Origin of the sequence: Flavobacterium sp., assembly GCF_035456225.1 — a bacterium.
In the GTDB taxonomy this organism is placed as follows: Bacteria; Bacteroidota; Bacteroidia; order Flavobacteriales; family Flavobacteriaceae; genus Flavobacterium.
Genome location: NZ_DATIDM010000086.1, coordinates 1 through 4019, shown reverse-complemented (window position 1 = coordinate 4019; position 4019 = coordinate 1). Strand labels below are relative to the sequence as shown.

Sequence of the window (4019 nt, the reverse complement as noted above, 5' to 3'; positions counted from 1 at the left end):
CTACCTGCTTTGGGTGGCTGGTTATCTGGGCGACATGATGATAAACCTCTATTTTTCCGTTATGAGTGTGTACGGCTGGTGGAACTGGGCCCGAAAAACAGATAGCCATGAACAACTCGCGATAGCACGTACAAATTTTAGAGAAAAAATAATAGGAATTGTATTGTTTTTAGTGACAATTATTGTAGTTTTCGCCATCTATACTTTCTTTGATTATGAAATAAAAAAAGAAAATTATGTAGATATTGTGGCTTCAGGGATTTTCTTTACCGCCATGTGGTATATGGCCTATAAAAAGATAGAGAACTGGACACTGTGGATTATTGGCGATATAATTGTAACACCGATTTATGCCTACAGAGGCTTGGGAATGTTGTCGTTACAATATTTAATTTTTACGGTTTTAGCCATTTTGGCTTATAGAGAATGGAGAAAGATTTTACAACAAAAGATAGCTTAATCGAGGGTTACGGTTTTTCGGAATCCGATTTTGAATACATAAAGGAATACGGGATTAAAGTTGGAAAAATTGCCCGTGAACTCGAAATGTTTACAACCGGAATTGCCAATGTTTCGTTGGAAAGGACAGCGACAGTAGGTGATGGAATCTTAACGTTTTCTGAAGAAGAAAGCGGGAGATACAATGAGTATTTTGAAAAAGAACGCGCCGGATATACTATTGAGAAATTTGTTCCGGCATCGGGAGCGGCAAGCAGAATGTTTAAATTTCTGATCGACTTCATTAATGAGTTTCGTTTAGGGGAAGAGACGATTAATGCCTATATCAACAGGCAGAAAGCAAACGAATTGTCGGTCTTTCTGGTGGGTATCGAAAAATTCCCTTTTTATGATATGGTGTTGGACGAAGTGAAAACGCTTTATGTGGATTACGAAGAACTTTCCCAGGACGAAAAATACTATTATTTTATCAATACGCTTCTTTCTGTTGAAGGGTTTGATTTTTCCAATAAACCTAAAGGGATTTTACCGTTTCACAGAAAAGATGAGGAAATTTCCACACCCATTTATAAACACCTGATGGAAGCCATCGAATATTCTGATGTGAAAGGAAAGCCGAAGATTCATCTGACGGTTTCTGAAGAGCATTTGGAAGACTTCAAATTCGTTATTAATGGTTTGGCTGATGATGTAATCATAAATTATTCCTATCAGCAGAAATCAACCGATACTTTGGCCGTGGACATGGATAATAAACCCTTCCGCTTGGAGGATGGCATGTTGTTTTTCCGTCCCGGCGGACATGGTGCGCTAATTGAAAACCTGAACCAGTTGGAAAGTGACATTGTTTTTATTAAAAATATAGACAATGTGGCTTTTAATCATTTTGAGGAAATCGTTTTCTATAAAAAAGTACTTGGCGGTTTGTTATTGGAACTGCAAAAATCGATTTTTTCGCATCTTGAATTGCTGGAAAAATCCGCAGAGGTAAAATTAGATGAGGTTATCGCTTTTGTAACGGATAAACTGAATATCGTATTGCCGAAAGATTTTTCAAAATATTCGCTGGAGAATCAAAAAGCCGAATTGGTTCAGTTGTTAAACCGTCCAATCCGGGTTTGTGGTATGGTGAAAAATGAAGGAGAACCCGGTGGTGGGCCATTTTGGGTGAATGAAGACAATGGAACGGTTTCACTGCAGATTGTAGAATCCTCACAAATCGATCAGCAAAGTGAAAACCAGAAGAAAATATTTTCGGAATCCACGCATTTTAACCCGGTGGATTTGGTTTGCGGATTGAAAAATTATAAGGGTAGAAAATTCAATTTAACCGATTTTGTAAATCATGACGCCGGTTTTATTGTTCAGAAAACCAAAAACGGGAAAGATATCAAGGCGTATGAGCTTCCGGGATTATGGAACGGGGCTATGGCTAACTGGATAACCATTTTTGCCGAAGTGCCTTTGGTAACTTTCAACCCGGTTAAAACGGTAAACGATTTGCTTAAACCTGCGCATCAGCACGAATAAAAGTGGATAAGGAAAAACTTGTATCGGAACTAGCGTTCAAGGCGGTTAGAAGCAGCGGTGCCGGTGGACAAAACGTGAACAAAGTTTCCTCGAAGGTGGTGTTGCAATTTGATTTGAAGCATTCCGCTGCCCTTTCAGAAGAGGAAAAAGAGCTGCTTTTAACGAAACTCGAAAACAAGCTTACCAAAGAACAGGTACTTATCCTGAATTGTGATGAAGACCGAAGCCAGCTCCGAAACAAAGAAATCGTGATCAAGCGCTTTCTGCTGATTGTTGAAGGCGCTTTGAAAGTTCAGAAGCAACGAAAAGCAACTAAAATTCCCCGTTCGGTTATCGAAAAAAGGCTGAAGGAAAAAAGAAGCCAATCCGACGTGAAACAATCGCGAAAAAAACCGAGATATTAATTATTTGAAATTCTGTTTGGATAGTTGTTCTTTATAACTCTATCTTTGCAGCGTCTCAAAGGGGTGCTCTAAAATACGAGCTGAGATTATACCCAACGAACCTGGAACAGGTAATGCTGTTTAGGGAGGTCTGAACGTTAAGAAAATGTACAGTGTACATTTTTAGTGAAAGAGCCAGATGGCGCGTAGGCAAGTTTTTTGTCAATAACGTTCAGCAGAGTATCAAATTTAATATTTTTAAAAAAGGATAATTGCCCCTTTTATTCGTAGTTTATTGCGAATGAAAACTTTATTCAAATCAAAAGAGGAAAAGGTAAAAAACAACTGTCTTAATTTGCTTTTACCTATTGCCTCTTGTTTCTTGCCTCTCACTGGCTTCTCCCAGGAAAAAGAAAAAGATACTACCAAAGTAAAAGTACTGGATGAGATCCTGGTTTCTGCTGTGAGAGCTCACGAAAAACAACCGGTGACATTTACTAACATGAGTAAAAAAGAATTGGCCGAGCGAAATTTAGGTCAGGATATCCCGGTTTTAATGAATTATTTGCCTTCGGTGGTAACGACAACCGATGCCGGAAATGGTGTAGGTTATACGGGAATTCGCGTGCGAGGAAGTGATGCGACGCGTGTGAATGTAACCATCAACGGGATTGCTTACAATGATTCAGAATCACACGGAACGTATTGGGTTAACATGCCGGACTTTGTTTCTTCGGTGGAAAACCTTCAGCTGCAGCGCGGAGTAGGGACTTCAACCAACGGTTCTGGTGCTTTTGGAGCAAGTTTGAATATGCTTACGGATTCGTATGCGACCAAAAGCACAGGTGAAATTTCCAATTCCTACGGAAGCTTCAACACACACAAACATACCGTGAAATTCAGTACCGGATTGATGAATGATCAATTCGAATTGGCAGGGCGTTTGTCTAAAATCAATTCGGATGGATATATCGACAGGGCTTCTTCCGATTTGAAATCGTATTTCCTTCAGGGAACATTCGTTGGGAAAACCACATTGATTAAAGCATTGGTTTTTGGAGGTACAGAAAAAACGTATCAGGCCTGGAACGGTGTCGATGCGGAAACGCTGGAAAAAGATCGAACCTTCAATTCGGCCGGAATGTTTACCGATGAATTCGGAAATGTACGCTTTTACGATAACGAAACCGATAACTACCAGCAAGATCATGCGCAATTGCATTGGAGTGAAAAAATCAGTTCCAATTGGAATACGAATCTGGCTGTGCACTACACTAAAGGAAGAGGGTATTACGAAAATTATAAAGAAGACGCTGATTTTACAGAGTACGGAATGACACCGGTTGCCGGACAGGTTACAACAGATTTAATTCGTCAGAAATGGCTGGACAATGATTTTTACGGTACCACGTTTTCTGCAAACTATAAAAAAAATATCGTTGATGTGCTTTTTGGCGGTGCATGGAATAAATATGAAGGCAGCCATTTCGGCAAAGTCATTTGGGCGCGTTATGCTTCTACAAGCGAGTTAGGGGATAAGTATTATAATGATTTTGCGGTTAAAACTGATGGTAATTTGTTTGCCAAGGCCACGGTTACGTTGTTTGATATGTTTAATCTTTATGGTGATTTACAGGTGCGACGCGT

General features: G+C 39.7%; 4 protein-coding genes. All 4 read left to right on the top strand.

From position 1 onward, the window contains the following. Nucleotides 1-460, top strand: a 460-nt coding sequence (gene pnuC / locus VLB74_RS05065; RefSeq protein ID WP_325202374.1) for a nicotinamide riboside transporter PnuC, incomplete at its 5' end; no start/stop codon positions are given. Next, a complete protein-coding gene (locus VLB74_RS05060; RefSeq protein ID WP_325202373.1) occupies nucleotides 427-1989 on the top strand; it encodes a DUF4301 family protein in 1563 nt (520 codons plus the stop codon). The genes pnuC and VLB74_RS05060, both read left to right, overlap by 34 nt. Before the next feature lie 2 nt (nucleotides 1990-1991). Further along, a complete protein-coding gene (gene arfB, locus VLB74_RS05055; protein ID WP_325202372.1) occupies nucleotides 1992-2393 on the top strand; it encodes an alternative ribosome rescue aminoacyl-tRNA hydrolase ArfB in 402 nt (133 codons plus the stop codon). Nucleotides 2394-2673: 280 nt separating this feature from the next. Continuing rightward, nucleotides 2674-4019: TonB-dependent receptor plug domain-containing protein (locus tag VLB74_RS05050; RefSeq protein WP_325202371.1), on the top strand; the 1346-nt coding region annotated here is incomplete at its 3' end.

Bases quoted from the DNA above. Each gene is read 5' to 3' on its own strand.
- VLB74_RS05060 (WP_325202373.1), top strand. From the start codon at position 427: ATGGAGAAAGATTTTACAACAAAAGATAGCTTAATCGAGGGTTACGGT.